This is a genomic window from Aquimarina sp. EL_43 (assembly GCF_943422735.1).
GTDB classification, from domain to species: Bacteria; Bacteroidota; Bacteroidia; order Flavobacteriales; family Flavobacteriaceae; genus Aquimarina; species Aquimarina megaterium.
Map to the genome: position 1 here is coordinate 1395980 of NZ_CALSBR010000001.1, position 15811 is coordinate 1411790.

Below are 15811 nucleotides of genomic sequence, written 5' to 3' on the forward strand. Positions count from 1 at the left end.
GAGAAAATTATAAATACCTTTTTCTCATTGATTTATTTTTTAACTATATTATTTAAAAACATTATGTCGACCAATATAACACCTCAGAACTTAGAAAAAGTAGTTCCTCAAGCAGAAGATTTTTTACCGCTATTAGGAACAGATTATGTAGAACTCTATGTAGGTAATGCCAAACAAGCTGCCTATTATTACCAAGCAGCATGGGGTTTTCAAATTATAGCCTATTCTGGATTAGAGACAGGGCGCAAGGATAGCGTTTCTTATGTACTACAACAAGATAAAATACGATTGGTTCTTACCTCTCCTCTACAACCAGATGGAGATATTAATAAACATATAAATGCTCATGGTGATGCCGTAAAAGTAGTTGCTCTATGGGTTGATGATGCTACCAAAAGCTATCAAGAAACTGTAAAAAGAGGTGCTAAATCTTATATGGAACCCACCGTTGAAGAAGATGAAAACGGTCGTGTTGTATTCTCAGGAATCCACACTTACGGAGAAACTGTACACGTTTTTGTTGAACGAAAAAACTATAACGGAGTATTCTTACCCGGGTATATAGCCTGGAACAAACCCTACAAAACAGAAACTACAGGTCTTAAATACATAGATCATATGGTAGGTAATGTAGGATGGAATGAGATGAACAAATGGTGCGAGTTTTACGCCAAAGTCATGGGGTTTGCACAATTAGTATCTTTTGATGATAAAGATATTTCTACAGAATATACAGCCTTAATGAGTAAGGTAATGAGCAACGGTAACGGACGTATAAAGTTTCCTATAAACGAACCTGCCGAAGGAAGAAAAAAATCTCAAATTGAAGAATATATCGATTTTTATAATGGTGCCGGAGTACAACACATAGCATTAGCTACCGATAATATTATTGAAACCGTTTCTGCACTTCAGAGTCGAGGAATAGAATTTCTTACTGTTCCTGCCAGTTATTATGAAACTGTTTTAGATCGAGTTGGTGAAATCGATGAAGATCTTGCACCGCTTAAAGAATTAGGAATTCTTATCGATCGGGATGATGAAGGATATCTGCTTCAGATTTTTACCAAACCAGTCTTAGATCGCCCAACAATGTTTTTTGAAATTATACAGCGTAAAGGAGCTCAATCCTTTGGTAAAGGTAATTTTAAAGCATTGTTCGAAGCTATCGAGAGAGAACAAGAGCAAAGAGGTACCCTATAGAATACTTTAACATCACATTTTAAGAAAATAGACTTATTATTTTCTTGCCATTTATATACCAATTATTTAGAACTCATCTTTTAATTGGTGTATAATGTATGGTATAATATCTCTAAAAATCAAACAAAAGTTTCTCATAAAAATAGCTTTCTGAAAAGTAAATTATTATGAGTTATAAACTTTCAAGAAAAACAATACAATGAAATTAGCAACAATAAAAAATAATAGCCGAGACGGACAACTAGTTGTAGTAAGCAGAGATCTAACCAAAGCTGTAAAAGTTCCTGAAATTGCTCAAACCATGCAGGAAGCTTTGGATAATTGGGATGATATCTCTCCTAAACTAGAAAAGGTGTATGACCAGTTACAAAATAATACATTACCAAATACTTTCGATTTTGATTCTACAGAAGCCATGGCTGCAATCCCCAGAGCGTATCATTGGGCAGATGGTAGTGCCTATGTTACTCACGTAGAATTAGTAAGAAAAGCAAGAAATGCCGAACTACCAGAGACGTTCTGGACTGATCCCTTAATGTATATGGGCGCTTCTGATGCATTTATTGGAGCAAATGAAGATATCAAAATTGAAAAAGAAGAATGGGGAATAGATTTTGAATCTGAAGTCGCTGTAATAACAGATGATGTTCCTGCTGGTGTAAGTGCAAAAAATGCTCAAAAGCACATTAAACTTGTGGCAATCATTAATGATGTTTCATTAAGAAATCTAATTCCTAACGAGTTAGCTAAACAATTTGGATTTTATCAATCAAAACCATGGACTACATTTTCTCCAGTAGTAGTTACACCAGATGAACTAGAGGATGCCTGGAGTAATGCTAAAGTACATCTACCATTAATCTCTACACTAAACTCTAAAGTTATAGGATCACCTAATGCAGGAATAGATATGACTTTTGATTTTGGTCAATTAATTGCTCATGCAGCCAAATCAAGGTCTTTAATGGCCGGATCTGTAATAGGGTCTGGTACTGTTGCAAATCAAGGTAGTCCTAATGGATCAAGCTGTTTGGCAGAAGTTAGGTGTTTAGAAATTATAAAAAACGGGGAACCATCTACTCCTTTTATGAGTTTTGATGATCGTATAGAAATCGAAATGAAAAATAAAGAAGGAGAGACTATTTTTGGAAAAATAGATCAGGTAGTAAAACAATACGAGCCTATAAATTAAGTAAATTATAGATATACTATTTTTAATCAAAAAATAAATCAGTCTATCCTGTGAGAAATAGATCAAATCTTTTTTCAGATGTATAACAGTTATTGGTTAAAAAAGCAGCCGAAATATACTTTTTTTATTGATTAAAGCTATTTTTTGATTTTTGAGAAAAATGCATTTTTCACAGCAAACGATATAAACTTTTGTTAAATTTCATAATAAAAAAACGTTTTCGTTTGATAATTATTCAAAAAAAGTTCATTTTTGCATTTATAGGTGGAGTGGTTACTGCCTATATCTAAAACAATAATTATTCTCATAATTTAAGTTTTTAGTTGGTTAATAAAAGTAAAGAAGAGAGCTGTGGTGGCTCTCTTTTTTTGTTTATATTTTTAGATTAGATAACAACATTCATTTTTATCTCTTCATATTAAATAGTATTTTTGGAATGGATATTGTAATTAATATGTATATCAAATAATAACAATGCCCTAAACTATGAAAAAGTGTATTATCATATTGCTTTTGATAACAAGTATAGTTCCTGCTTTTGCTCAAGATAGCCATAAAGCATTCGATTCTGGAGAATGGTTTAAGTTTAGAATTCATTATGGCCTTTTTACAGCTAGTTATGCTACACTTGAAATTAAAAAAGAACAGTTAAATGGTAAACCGGTACATCATATAATTGGTACAGGTAAATCATCTGGTTTTTTAAGCGTCTTTTTTAAAGTAGAAGACTATTATGAAACTTATATTGATATCGATAGAGTAAAACCTTATCGTTTTATTCGAAAAATAAATGAAGGAGGACATACTAAGAATATAGAAATTAACTTCGATCATAATGAAAATAAGGCATTAGTTTTCAACAAAAAGCACAATACAAAAAAGTCTTACCCTATACAATCTGATGTACAGGACATGATGTCTTCTTTTTACTACTTGCGTAATAATATTAATACATCTTCTCTAAAAAAAGGAGACGAACAGTATGTAAATATGTTTTTTGATAATGAAAGCTATCGTTTTAAGTTAAAGTTCTTAGGACGAGAAGTAATTAAAACCAAAATGGGTAAAATTGCATGTTTAAAATTTAGACCCTATGTTCAAGCAGATAGAGTTTTTAAAGAAGAAGAAAGTATGACTGTATGGGTTAGTGATGATGACAATCGAATGCCTGTAAGAATAAAAGCTGATATCCTAGTTGGCTCGATAAAAGCAGATTTAGATGCATTTAAAGGACTTAAACACCCATTTAAAATTATAGTAGATTAATGAATGAATCTATACAACCAGAGATCGCCGAAAAAATAAAGCAACTAGAAAAAAAATTTAAAAATTCTGGCCAGGATTTGGGATCATATTTAGATGGCCTGCTTCATGATCGATATTTAACCTATTGGGATTATATACATTTAGACACTTTATTAAGTTTACAAATCCCTAGAACACATTTTCCCGATGAAGAAATTTTCATCACTTATCATCAAATTACAGAGCTCTATTTTAAATTAATCATACACGAGCTAAAGCAAATTATTGATGATAAATTACAAAATGCAGCATTTTTTACTGCTAAAATTGATCGGGTAAATCGTTATTTTAGAGTCCTGATCAATTCTTTTGATGTTATGATTAGAGGAATGGACAGAGAACAGTTTCTTAAATATCGAATGTCTCTTCTACCTGCAAGTGGTTTTCAATCTGTGCAATTCAGGTTGATCGAGATATATTCGACCCCTCTGGCAAATCTAGTGAGCACAAAGGAAAGAAGTATGTTTTCTGAAAAAGACGTTCTCGAAGATGTATTCGAACATTTATACTGGAAATCTGGTGCTACCGATAAAGAAACCGGTGAAAAAACACTTACACTTAAGCAATTCGAATATCGATATACACCAAGAATGATGCGTATTGCTCACCAGGTACAACACAGCACTATTTTTCATAAATATCTCGAACTACCAGAAAAAGAGCAAAATAATGTGCTCCTTATCGAAGCATTACGTACTTTTGACACTAATGTGAATGTTAATTGGTTATTAATGCACATGGGTGCTGCCTATAGGTATCTCAATAAAGAGAAAGGTGAAGTTTTGGCTACAGGAGGAACGAACTGGAAAAGTTTCTTGCCTCCAAGTTTTCAAAGGATTATGTTTTTTCCTAATCTTTGGACTAAGGAAGAAAAAGAAAACTGGGGTCAACAATGGGTTACTCATCAATTTAATACCGCAAAATAAAATAGTCGTCAGTTGAAGCAAATAGGTTATTTACTACTTATAGCGGTAGTATTATTTTCATGTAAGAAAGAAACAAAAGAAGCAAAAATTATTGTTCCCGAAGTTATCGAGGAAGAAAAAGCACCCCCTATTATAACCGAATTTGGTTATGTCCTAAATGATTTTAATGTTGTGAAAGACACCATACGTCCCGGAGATAGTTTTGGTGCTATTATGGATACTCATGGCATAAGCAGAACTAAAGTATTCGAGATCACCAATACAATTAAAGACACTTTTAATGTAGCCAGGATTCAGGCAGGAAAACCTTATATGCTTCTTAAATCAAAAGATACTACAGAAAAAGCCCAGGTATTTGTATATCAAAATAATAAAATCGATTATACTGTGATCGATTTTAGAGATAGTATTATTGCTAAAAAAAGCAAAAAACCGGTTACACTGGTTGAAAAAACTGCTTCAGGAACTATAAACAGCAGTTTAATGCAAACATTTGATGATATGGATCTCAATTTTCTGGTTGCATATAACATGGCAGATATTTATGCCTGGACTATTGATTTCACAAGATTACAAGCCGGAGATAGATTTAAGGTAGTTTATACAGAGAAATTTATTGATGACACTATTCCTGCTGGAGTTGACCAAATTAAAGCATCATATTTTGAGCACAGAGGTAAACCAATCTATGCTTTTAGATTTATAGATGATTCTATCAATAATTCTGCAGACTACTATGATGAAGAAGCTAATAATTTGCGTAGAGCATTTCTTACTGCTCCTGTGAAATTTAGTAGAATTTCTTCTCGATACAACCTTAAACGTAGAATTAAATACTATGGCTACAAAATAAGACCACATAGAGGTACTGATTTTGCTGCTCCTATAGGCACTCCTATACTAGCCACCGCAGACGGTATTGTAACCAAATCCGAGCGCAAAGGTGGAAACGGTAAATATGTAAAAATAAGACATAATGCCACTTATGACACTCAATATCTACACATGAGCAGACAAGCTGTAAAAGTAGGTGAATTTGTAAAGCAAGGAGATGTTATAGGGTATATTGGAATGACCGGTAATACAGGAGGTCCCCATGTATGTTACAGATTCTGGAAAAACGGAAAAGAAGTAGATCCATTCAAACAAGATTTGCCAGCTTCAAAACCATTAGCCGACAGTCTTAGACAAGGATTTTATAACCACATCGAACCTTTAAAGACCGAACTAGATAGTATTTCTTTTAAACCACAAAAACCACTGGAAATTTTATAAATCATGACATTACCAACCATTAACCCAACCACCACAAAAGCCTGGGAAGCATTACAATCTCATTATGAAACTATAAAAAAAACACATCTTAAAGATCTTTTCGAACAATATCCAGATCGTGCTACTGACTTGTCGATTGAATGGAAGGATTTTTATGTAGATTATTCTAAAAACAGAATAGATAAGACTACAAAAAAATTATTATTAGATCTGGCTAGAGAAGTAAAACTTGATGAAGCCATACAATGTTATTTTGACGGAAGCACTATCAATGAAACAGAAAATAGAGCTGTTCTACACACTGCTCTTAGAACACCATCAACACATCAAGTCACCATTGATGGGAAAAATATAATTTCGGAAGTTACAAACGTAAAAGAAAAAATAAAGTCCTTTAGCCACCAGGTTATTTCAGGAAATCTTAAAGGATATACAGGTAAAGCTTTTACAGATATTGTAAATATTGGTATTGGAGGGTCTGATCTTGGCCCTGCTATGATTACAGAGTCCTTAGCTTATTATAAGAATCATCTTAACCTACATTTTATTTCTAATGTAGATGGAGATCATGTTCATCAAAACTTAAAAAATTTAAACCCAGAGACTACTTTATTTGTAGTTGTATCTAAAACTTTTTCTACTCAAGAAACGATATCCAATGCTACAACAGCAAGAAATTGGTTCACCAAAAATGCACCAAAAGAAGCTGTAGGAAGCCATTTTGTAGCCGTGTCAAGTAATATTTCTAATGTGACCAACTTTGGGATTGCAGAAGAAAATATCTTCCCACTATGGGATTGGGTTGGGGGTCGCTTTTCTTTATGGAGCGCAGTTGGATTATCTATATGTTTATCTATAGGTTATGAAAATTTTGAAGCTCTGCTAGTAGGTGCTCATGAAATGGATGAACATTTTAAGAACACTCCTTTTGAAGAAAATATTCCAGTAATTTTAGGAATGCTTAGTATATGGTATAATAATTTTTTTAATGCAGAAAGTGAAGCTATCATCCCATATTCTCAATATTTGCATAGATTACCGGCATACCTGCAGCAAGGTATTATGGAAAGTAACGGAAAAAGTATCGATCGCAATGGTAACCCTATTAACTATCAAACAGGTACAATTATCTGGGGCGAACCAGGTACCAATGCCCAGCATGCCTTTTTTCAATTGATTCATCAAGGGACAAAATTGATTCCAGCAGAGTTTATTGGCTTTAAGCACTCTTTATTTGGAGATCAGGATCATCAAAATAAATTAATGGCCAACTTTTTTGCACAAACAGAAGCCTTGATGAATGGTAAAACACAAAAAGAAGTGCTTCAGGAATTAAATGCAATAAATACTTCTGAAGAAACACTGAAAAAACTATTGCCTTTTAAAGTTTTTGCAGGTAACAAACCTACTACTACTATTTTAATTGATACCCTTACCCCAAAAAGTTTAGGAGCACTAGTATCAATGTATGAACAACGTATTTTTGTTCAAGGTATCATATGGAATATTTTTAGCTATGACCAATGGGGTGTAGAATTAGGTAAGCAATTGGCTACTACGATCTTATCAGAAATCGATACTCATGAGGTTAAAAAACATGATTCGTCAACAAATACGCTTTTACAACGGTATTTAAAGAAATCTGAATAATAAATCTATTTTCAGAAAATAAAAAAATAAGTTTCAAATCAATTTATGATTACAAATTGATTTGAAACTTATTTTTTGGTGCCAGTAATATGTTAATATTAATCTATTTAGCATCTATTTTTCATACTCTGGACGTTTTTTTTACCCAATGTTGCAAGATTCTATCAATTTTTAATTAACAATTTCTTAGTTAATAACTTTTTAATATCTTCAATTAATTAATAATCAATCTGGTACAAAAAAAAATTATCTTAAAAACTATAATACAAATCTGTATAAAATTTAACATTTTAATAAACTATGCACGCATAAAGATTCGTTCTTTTGCGAAGATTATTAACTCTATCAAATATTTACGAAACTGGATACGATTTAAATGATTTTTAAACCTTATAGTGTTATTATTTTAATCGTTAAGAGTTTCATGAGACAATTAAAAACAACTAAAACACACTCATGAAAAAGATTACATTTTTATTTGTTGTAATCCTTATGGCAGTCGTTGGGGAAACGTTTGCGCAAGGGGTAACCAAATCTTCCATTAATGGTAAGATAACTGATAATACAGGACAAGCTCTTCCTGGTGCCAATGTAGTTGCGATCCACACTCCATCTGGAACAAAATATGGTGCAATTACCGATTTTGATGGCTTTTACAGAATAGCAAATATGAGAACTGGTGGACCATACAAGGTTACTATTTCTTATGTTGGTTTTAAGGATTATGTAAAAGACAATACTTTTCTTCAATTAGGAGATTCGCAAAATATCAGCACTCAAATGATTGAAGAGGCTAGTGCTCTTGAACAAGTTATAATTACAGTAACTAACAATAGTGTTTTTGATTCTGGTAAAACAGGTACAGAAACTACGGTGACAGAGAGACAAATTAATTCTTTACCTTCGGTATCAAGATCTGTTGCCGACTTTGTAAGAATTACACCTCAAGCTCAAATAACTGAAGGAGACGATGGTTTTTCTGTTTCTTTAGCTGGGCAAAATAACAGATACAATGCCTTATATATTGACGGAGGGGTAAGTAATGATGTATTTGGTCTTGCCGGATCAGGTACCGATGGTGGACAAACAGGGGTAAATCCATTCTCAATCGATGCGATTGAAACTTTTCAAATTAACATAGCTCCTTTTGATGTAAGACAATCAGGATTCTCTGGAGGTGCTATAAATGCAATCACTCGATCAGGAACAAATACCATAGAAGGATCTGCCTATACCTATTTTAGAAACGAAAGTCTTGCAGGAAAAACTCCTCCAAGTTTAGTAGGAACTGGTGAATCAAGAGAAAAATTATCTGATTTCTCTGCAAAAATTTATGGAGCTCGTATTGGTGGTCCAATTATAAAAGACAAATTATTTTACTTTGTTAATTACGAGAGAGAAGAACAAGAAACTCCACAGCCATTTAATTTTAGCAACTACCAAGGAAATGCTACTTTGGCTGATATCCAAAATCTATCTAATTTCTTACAGACAACATATGGTTATAATCCTGGTGGGTTTGACAATAATACAAGAACATTAGACAGTGATAAATTAACCGTTAAATTAGATTGGAATATTAATGACAACCATCAATTAAGTCTAAAGCACAATTTTGTAAAAGCTGAAAATTTAGAAGCAAGAAATAGTGGTAACAGAAATATTGGTTTTATTAATGGTTCTGAGCTTTTTGAAAGTACTAAAAACGAAACTACTTTAGAATTTAGTTCTTCTATAGGAAGTTGGGCTTCTAACAACTTACTTATTGGTTATAAATCGGTAAGAGATGATCGTGATCCTTCTGGTAACCCATTTCCAACTGTTGATATTCGTGATGGTGGAGGAACAATTTCTTTTGGAGCAGAACCTTTTTCTACTGCAAACCTATTAGATCAGGATATTGTTAATATAGCCGATAATTTTGAGATTTACAGTGGTAAACACACAGTAACTATAGGTACTCAACATGAGTTTTCAAAAATTAAAAACTTATTTTTTGCTTTTAATTACGGAGATTACACCTTTAATAGTTTAAGTGATTTCTTTAATGGTATTATTGATGAATATCAAAAAGGATATTCTCTAGTAGGAGGTAATGCCGTAGGTGATGAGTCTTCTGGAGCATCTGAATTTAAATTATATCAACCAAGTTTTTATGTTCAAGATGAAATAAGTGTAACTGATAATTTTAAATTAACAGCTGGACTAAGAGTTGATGTTCCTATTTTTGATGCGGGTGCCGAAAATGCTGATTTTAATGATAGAACTATTCCTCTTCTTGAAGCTGCAGGAAAAGATCTTCAAGGTGCAAGAGTAGGTAAAAAAATAAGACCTTCTGCACATTTATCTCCTCGTGTTGGATTTAACTGGGATGTAAAAAATGATAAGACTACTCAAATACGCGGTGGTTTTGGTATTTTTACTTCAAGAATCCCATTAGTATGGCCAGGTGGTTCATATAACAATAATGGTATTACTGGTGGATTTACTGGTGGATTTAATCTAGATCCTTCTACAATAACTTTTAACCCAAATATCAATCAACAACCTGTAGCCGTAGCACCAGGAACTGGAGAAACAGCAGGAAATATCGATATTTTTACTCCTGATCTAAAATTACCTCAGGTAATGAAATATAATATCGCCGTTGATCAAAAATTACCACTTTGGGGATTAATTGCAAGTGCAGACTTTTTATACACAGATGTTATTACCAATATTTATTATCAAAACTTAAATATTCGCGGACCAGAAGGAACTTTAAATGGTGCTGATAACAGACCATACTATAGTGATAGTTTCGGAGATCGAATCGATAACACTTATGGAAGAATAATTCTTGGAACCAATACTGGTGAAGGATTCTCTTATAATACATCTTTTACCCTAAGAAAACCTTTTGATAACGGATTTCAAGGAAGCGTATCCTATTCTTATGGTGAATCAGAATCTATTTTTGATGGTACTTCTTCACAAAACAGTTCACAGTGGAGAAATATTCAAACGGTAAATGGTAAGAACTCTAACATCCCAAGATCAAGATCTGATTTTTCACAAGGGTCTCGTTTTTCTGCTAATGTTAGTTATGAAAAAGAATACCTAGGGTTTATGAAATCGACAATTGCATTATTTTATGAAGGTACACAAGGTACACCTCACTCTTTTGTTTACAGAGAAGGTAGAGACCTTTTAAATGATGATTCTAGAGATAATGCTCTTATCTACATCCCTTCAAACGCAAGTGAAATTAACCTTGTTCCTTTTAGAGATCGCGACGGAAACATAATCCCGGGATCAGCTACTCCTGCAGAACAGTGGGCTTCATTAGATGCTTTTATAGAAGGAAATGATTATTTAAGAAAAAGAAGAGGTGGATATGCAGAACGTAATGGAGATAGAGGTCCTTGGAGTCATGCTATTGACTTAAAATTCTTACAGGATTTTTATATCAATACTGGTGATAAGAAAAATACGCTTCAGCTTTCTCTTGATATTTTCAACTTTACTAATCTTTTAAATAAAGATTGGGGAAAACGTAAATTTATCCCTGGAAATATTGCATTAATTGAAACAGTAAGAGGAGGAACAGCAGATCCTGAGTTTACTTTTGACGCTAGTTCTTTTGAAGACGGAATTGAACAAATAGATGACAATGGTCTTCAATCATCTAGATGGCAAATGCAAGTAGGATTACGTTATATATTCAATTAAGAGAATTTATAAAACAAATATCAAAAACCTCATTCGAAAATCGAATGAGGTTTTTTTATGCTCTCAATTTCTGGTCTTTATTATCTATACTTAAACGAATAATAAACCATCATAAACTTCGTTGTAAATTTCTGATATTTAAGAAATTACAGCGGCTTATTTTTTTCAAAAAAAAACACTGTTTTATTTGTAAGTATCCCTATATGATAACGACAGTAAAAAATCCAACTTTAACATATATATATTAACACAAAAACAATACTATGAAAAACTTACTTCAATGGGGGTTAGTCCTTGCAATATGCGTAGGGTGTAAAAACGATTCTAAACAAAAAGATAAAGATTACATTCCTGTTTCCTCAATCGGAAATAAAGCGGTTGCAGTATCAGAACTTGACAAAACAGCTCGAAAAACTTTTGGTGTATTACCCAAAATAGCAGAAAATCAAGAAAATCCTATAACTCATGAGAAAGTAACTCTAGGTAAAACACTTTATTATGACAAACGACTTTCTAAAGACAATACACAAAGTTGCAATACCTGCCATAATCTAAAAACATATGGAGTTGACAATCAACCTTTTTCGATAGGTAATGATGGTAAACCAGGAGGACGTAACTCTCCTACAACTCTAAATGCCGCACTACATATGGCCCAATTTTGGGATGGGCGAGAACCCGATGTAGAAGCACAAGCCGGAGGCCCTATATTAAACCCAATAGAAATGGCAATGCCCAGCGAAACAGTAGTAGTAGATCGAATATCAAAAATCGAAGAATATGTTGAGCTTTTTGCCAAAGCTTTTCCAGAGGAAAAAACTCCTATAACCTACAGAAACATAGAAAAAGCCATTGGTGCTTTTGAACGAAAGCTAATCACTCCTTCTAAGTTTGACAAATATATGGCTGGCGATGGTTCTGCATTAAATAAATATGAAAAGAAAGGCATGGAAACTTTTATAAGTGTTGGTTGTATTACCTGTCATACAGGAGCACTACTAGGAGGTAATATGTATCAAAAATTTGGGCTTACTGTAAATTATTGGGACTACACAAACAGTGAAAAAATAGATAACGGTAGATTTGATCTCACCAAAAATGAAACCGATAAATATGTCTTTAAGGTTCCTTCGTTACTTAATATTGAAAAAACAGCACCTTACTTTCATGATGGCAGTGTTAAAGATCTTAAAAAAGCCATTTCAATTATGGGAGAAACTCAGTTAAATCAAAAATTAAATCCACAGCAAATTAACGAGATTCATTTATTTTTAGAAACCTTAACAGGAGAGGTTCCGCAGGAAGCTTTAGAATAAAACTGATATATCATATGTATCTAAACTTATTATGAGTAACAATAAGCACAAATAGCTCATACACTTCGTAGAATAAGTCTAAATAAAGACTCCTATCCTACTAGGGTGAGGCTTTTTTATGCATTATATGTACCTTTGAATAAACTAAACACATCATTATGTACGAAGCTATTCAAATCGTCCATTCGTATTGGGCTTACCTTGTTGTTCTTATCGTTACACTAGCAACTATTAATGCCCTTGCTGGGTTTTTTGCCAAAAGAGAATATGCTCCTAAAGACTTTAGAGTCTCTCTATTTGCACTTATTGTTACTCATATTCAGCTTTTAATAGGTATTATTATTTTCTTTGTATCTCCTCTGGTCGTTTGGTTCTCAGGAACTCACAAAATGGGAGAAATTATGAAAGATGCTACGTTACGATTGTATAATGTAGAGCATCCTACAGTGATGATCCTAACCATTGTTTTTATTACAATGGGATATTCTAAACATAAAAAGAAACTTACTTCTACACCTAAATTTAAAACATTGGCTATTTTCTATACCATTGCCTGGATTCTTATGCTATCGAGAATACCTTGGGCACAATGGTTTTAGGATCGTAAAGTATTTTAGTTATAATACTAGATTAGACTCATAAAATCTATGATGCTTGTCATTCTGGTTTGCACTAGAATGGCAAGTTTAATTCGTATAAAAGCAAAATCGTCTTTTATATAATCTCTATACTCCATAAACTGTTAAAACCAGTTTTCTCGGGCCTCCGTAATCTCTATGCTCACAGAGATAAATACCTTGCCATGTTCCTAGATTTAATTCTCCCTTAGTAACAGGAACCAAAACAGAAGTACCCATCAATGAAGCTTTAATATGAGCAGGCATATCATCAGGACCCTCATAGGTATGTATATAATAAGAAGCATTTTCTGGAACCATAACATTCATATGACTTTCAAAATCCTGTCGTACCGTGGGGTCTGCATTCTCATTTATAGTAAGACTAGCAGATGTATGCTTAATAAACACCTGTAACTGACCTATCTGTATTTCTTTTATTTCATTTATTTCGGCAAGAATTTTAGGCGTAATCAAGTGAAATCCTCTGGGATATGACGGTAATTGTATCTCTTTTTGAAAAAATCTCATGGTATTATCCCGGTACAACTCGGGGTTCCTTTAATTAATATTCAATCTGTTTTGAAAGGTATTATCAAACCGATCAAAGCTCTTTATTTACCAGCAATTTAATACAAATTTTACAGTTATAATACCTTGTATTTACCCTAACTCTAATACCTTTACAATTTAAAATTATAAATTACTATGGATCTATCACAAATCAAAATGGTTGCTACAGATATGGATGGCACACTTCTTAATACTAATGGTGAAGTTAGCCGTCGTTTTTTTGAACTTTTTGAAGAGCTAAATAACCTGGGTGTAACCTTTGTTGCTGCTAGTGGAAGACAATACTATAGTATTATTGACAAACTAAAACCAATTAAAGATGATATCTATGTCATTGCCGAAAACGGAGCTTTGACTATGCAACAAGACAAAGAACTCCAGACTACAGAAATCGATCGCGAAACGTATCTGGAATTACTTGATATCTCTAAAACATTACAAGGTTCTCAGGTAATAGTTTGTGGAAGAAAACGAGGGTATATTGAAGATTACGGGCAAGATTTTATCGATATGTTTAATGAATATTATTATCGATATGAAATTGTAGAAAATCTTGCAGAAGTAATCGATGATCAATATCTCAAAATTGCGATTTGTAATCAAAAAGGAGCAGAAGAATACCTCTATCCTGCTTTAAAACATCTAGAGAACAAATTGAAAGTCAAAGTATCTGGAGAAATCTGGCTAGACCTTTCTCATAACCTTGCCAATAAAGGCCATGCACTACAACAATTGCAAAAAAACAATAATATATTACCAGAAGAGACTATGGTTTTTGGAGATTACAACAATGACCTCGAAATGATGACCAGAGCAACGTATAGCTTTGCTATGGAAAATGCCCATCCAAACGTAAAAGCAATTGCCAATTACTCAACAAAAAGTAATAATGATAATGGTGTAGAATATATGCTACACAAGATGATTGAAGCTAAAAAAGCTAGTTAAAATTAGCTATTTTATGTCTTGCTGCGAGATTTCAATCTCAAGCGTAGCTCTTTCTCCTGTCGCCTGCCAAAAGTTAAAGAAAAAACTACCCCAATCAGGAGTTCCTTTTTTAGTAAAATTATCTAAATCTTTATTGATAGATGTAACCTTTTCATCATCTAATTTCGAAGTAGAAATAACCACTGTAATTCCTTTAAAGCTTTTTTGAGAATTCTCTTCAGAAGGTACACGAGCTCCATTTTTTGTAATTAAATCTGCCGCTGTAAAAGTTGTGACTTTATCTGCCGTAAACTTACCTCCGGCTGCAACTGCCTGCGGGTTTTCTGCTACCTGAACCGATTTAAGTTCACTTTCTTTTATTAGTCCCATAAGGTACAATTCTAAATTACCATACGCAAGCGTGTTTCCTCCATTGGCAAAAGTGCCAAACCCATCTTCACCATCTATCTTTCCTTGATAATTACCACCTCCTAAATCAATAAGCTCATCAAAACCACCAAGTTGCCCTCCTACACTAGAATACCCCCAGTGACCACCAACTGTGGTTGGGATAAAATCATAATTTGCCCAATAATGCATGATTTCATGTAAAAAAGGGCCATTTTTAATATATTCTGCTCTAGGCATGTGAATAACACTCTTTAACACACCTTTAGAACCATATGCCGCGGTATTATCATAAATAGATGACCCTACACCCTGAACATCGTTTTTAACTTTCTGATTTACTCCATAATACAAACCATTAGGTTGTTCGGTTTCAACAGAGAGTATAAAAATAAAATCAAAATTGTCATTTAAATACTCATATACCTTTTTAGACACCATAGCAAAATCACCATTCCCGGCAATAAACTTATTGTAATCTGCTTCCGATAAAACATAGTTTATAAGCTTACTGTCTTTACCTAAAATAAAATCTTCTGCAAAAACAGTCTGTTCTCCCGAGGGATCCGGGTCAACTCCAGTATCAGTAGTATTTGTAGTATCATCATCTTTGCTACAAGAAAGAAAACAAAAAACAAAGAAAGCTATAAAAGATAAGACCTTTAGACTCTGCTTTAATTGGGGCTTTAGCATGGGTATATATTCTTA

Annotated in this window: 12 protein-coding genes; 10 read left to right on the top strand and 2 right to left on the bottom strand. The window is 33.2% G+C overall.

The window, feature by feature from the left end; translation table 11 throughout:
- Positions 1-63 precede the first annotated feature (63 nt).
- The 9 genes from hppD to NNL09_RS06495 all read left to right on the top strand — a co-directional run bounded on the left by hppD (position 64) and on the right by NNL09_RS06495 (position 13177).
- Positions 64-1203, top strand: coding sequence for a 4-hydroxyphenylpyruvate dioxygenase (gene hppD, locus NNL09_RS06455; RefSeq protein ID WP_196911836.1), 1140 nt, complete (start codon positions 64-66; stop codon positions 1201-1203).
- Positions 1204-1402: 199 nt separating this feature from the next.
- A complete protein-coding gene (locus tag NNL09_RS06460) occupies positions 1403-2395 on the top strand; it encodes a fumarylacetoacetate hydrolase family protein (RefSeq protein ID WP_025664567.1) in 993 nt (330 codons plus the stop codon).
- Between the two features lie 486 nt (positions 2396-2881).
- On the top strand, positions 2882-3661 hold the full coding sequence (locus NNL09_RS06465; protein ID WP_025664568.1) for a DUF3108 domain-containing protein: 780 nt from the start codon (positions 2882-2884) through the stop codon (positions 3659-3661).
- Positions 3661-4626: a tryptophan 2,3-dioxygenase family protein gene (locus NNL09_RS06470; RefSeq protein WP_025664569.1), complete on the top strand. Its 966-nt coding sequence runs from the start codon at positions 3661-3663 to the stop codon at positions 4624-4626. The genes NNL09_RS06465 and NNL09_RS06470 overlap by 1 nt, the downstream gene beginning before the upstream one ends.
- Positions 4627-4638: 12 nt before the next feature.
- On the top strand, positions 4639-5901 hold the full coding sequence (locus tag NNL09_RS06475; protein WP_196911837.1) for a peptidoglycan DD-metalloendopeptidase family protein: 1263 nt from the start codon (positions 4639-4641) through the stop codon (positions 5899-5901).
- 3 nt (positions 5902-5904) lie between these two features.
- The gene (pgi, locus tag NNL09_RS06480; protein WP_196911838.1) at positions 5905-7551 is read left to right on the top strand and encodes a glucose-6-phosphate isomerase; all 1647 of its coding nucleotides are present in this window, start codon (positions 5905-5907) and stop codon (positions 7549-7551) included.
- Between the two features lie 456 nt (positions 7552-8007).
- A complete protein-coding gene (locus tag NNL09_RS06485; RefSeq protein WP_196911839.1) occupies positions 8008-11262 on the top strand; it encodes a TonB-dependent receptor in 3255 nt (1084 codons plus the stop codon).
- Positions 11263-11525: 263 nt separating this feature from the next.
- Positions 11526-12578 carry a cytochrome-c peroxidase gene (locus NNL09_RS06490; protein ID WP_196911840.1) on the top strand — a complete coding sequence of 351 codons (1053 nt, stop codon included), beginning with the start codon at positions 11526-11528 and terminating at the stop codon, positions 12576-12578.
- A 158-nt stretch (positions 12579-12736) separates the two neighbouring features.
- Positions 12737-13177, top strand: coding sequence for a hypothetical protein (locus tag NNL09_RS06495; protein ID WP_196911841.1), 441 nt, complete (start codon positions 12737-12739; stop codon positions 13175-13177).
- A 126-nt stretch (positions 13178-13303) separates the two neighbouring features.
- Here the strand turns inward: NNL09_RS06495 and NNL09_RS06500 are convergent, their stop codons facing one another.
- Positions 13304-13726 carry a secondary thiamine-phosphate synthase enzyme YjbQ gene (locus tag NNL09_RS06500; RefSeq protein ID WP_196911842.1) on the bottom strand — a complete coding sequence of 141 codons (423 nt, stop codon included), beginning with the start codon at positions 13724-13726 and terminating at the stop codon, positions 13304-13306.
- 177 nt (positions 13727-13903) lie between these two features.
- Here NNL09_RS06500 and NNL09_RS06505 point away from each other — a divergent pair, with 177 nt between their 5' ends.
- Complete coding sequence (locus NNL09_RS06505; RefSeq protein WP_025664577.1) at positions 13904-14716, top strand: Cof-type HAD-IIB family hydrolase; 813 nt, start codon at positions 13904-13906, stop codon at positions 14714-14716.
- A 6-nt stretch (positions 14717-14722) separates the two neighbouring features.
- On the opposite strand, the gene NNL09_RS06510 is transcribed toward NNL09_RS06505, so the two are convergent.
- Positions 14723-15796: a hypothetical protein gene (locus NNL09_RS06510; protein WP_196911843.1), complete on the bottom strand. Its 1074-nt coding sequence runs from the start codon at positions 15794-15796 to the stop codon at positions 14723-14725.
- Between the last annotated feature and the right edge of the window lie 15 nt (positions 15797-15811).

What these genes read in the sequence shown, in the direction of transcription:
- NNL09_RS06495 (WP_196911841.1), top strand. Translation starts at nt 12,737, where the DNA reads ATGTACGAAGCTATTCAAATCGTCCATTCGTATTGGGCTTACCTTGTT.
- NNL09_RS06470 (WP_025664569.1), top strand. Translation starts at nt 3,661, where the DNA reads ATGAATGAATCTATACAACCAGAGATCGCCGAAAAAATAAAGCAACTA.
- hppD (WP_196911836.1), top strand. Translation starts at nt 64, where the DNA reads ATGTCGACCAATATAACACCTCAGAACTTAGAAAAAGTAGTTCCTCAA.
- NNL09_RS06490 (WP_196911840.1), top strand. Translation starts at nt 11,526, where the DNA reads ATGAAAAACTTACTTCAATGGGGGTTAGTCCTTGCAATATGCGTAGGG.
- NNL09_RS06500 (WP_196911842.1), bottom strand. Translation starts at nt 13,726, where the DNA reads ATGAGATTTTTTCAAAAAGAGATACAATTACCGTCATATCCCAGAGGA.
- NNL09_RS06485 (WP_196911839.1), top strand. Translation starts at nt 8,008, where the DNA reads ATGAAAAAGATTACATTTTTATTTGTTGTAATCCTTATGGCAGTCGTT.
- NNL09_RS06505 (WP_025664577.1), top strand. Translation starts at nt 13,904, where the DNA reads ATGGATCTATCACAAATCAAAATGGTTGCTACAGATATGGATGGCACA.
- NNL09_RS06460 (WP_025664567.1), top strand. Translation starts at nt 1,403, where the DNA reads ATGAAATTAGCAACAATAAAAAATAATAGCCGAGACGGACAACTAGTT.
- NNL09_RS06510 (WP_196911843.1), bottom strand. Translation starts at nt 15,796, where the DNA reads ATGCTAAAGCCCCAATTAAAGCAGAGTCTAAAGGTCTTATCTTTTATA.
- pgi (WP_196911838.1), top strand. Translation starts at nt 5,905, where the DNA reads ATGACATTACCAACCATTAACCCAACCACCACAAAAGCCTGGGAAGCA.
- NNL09_RS06465 (WP_025664568.1), top strand. Translation starts at nt 2,882, where the DNA reads ATGAAAAAGTGTATTATCATATTGCTTTTGATAACAAGTATAGTTCCT.